A 333-nucleotide genomic window follows, 5' to 3' on the forward strand; every position below is an offset into this window, starting at 1 on the left:
TTTACGGGACCCCATGGCTTTGTCGTTTTACGACTTCTTCCGCTCCAGCAGCGACCCCCTCCACCTTACCTTTGTGGAGTGACTGTGGCTCCGCTGCGCGGAGGCGGGTGATCTGTACCGCAAGCAGTACGAGGGGCTGTACTGCGTCGGCTGCGAGCAGTTCTGCACTCCCGACGAACTCGTCGACGGCAGATGCGCCGAGCACGGCACCGAACCCCGGCTCGTCGCGGAGGAGAACTGGTTCTTCCGGCTGTCCCGGTACGCCGACCGCCTCCACGCGCTGATCACCGACGGCACCCTGCGCATCGAGCCCGCCGCCCGCCGCAACGCCTG

Annotated in this window: 1 protein-coding gene; it reads left to right on the forward strand. The window is 66.4% G+C overall.

What is annotated here, in order from left to right:
• Positions 1-136 precede the first annotated feature (136 nt).
• On the forward strand, positions 137-333 hold a 197-nt coding region (locus tag TN53_RS49010), incomplete at its 3' end, for a class I tRNA ligase family protein (protein WP_234441881.1).

The organism is Streptomyces sp. WM6386 (genome assembly GCF_000972385.1).
In the GTDB taxonomy this organism is placed as follows: domain Bacteria; phylum Actinomycetota; class Actinomycetes; order Streptomycetales; family Streptomycetaceae; genus Streptomyces.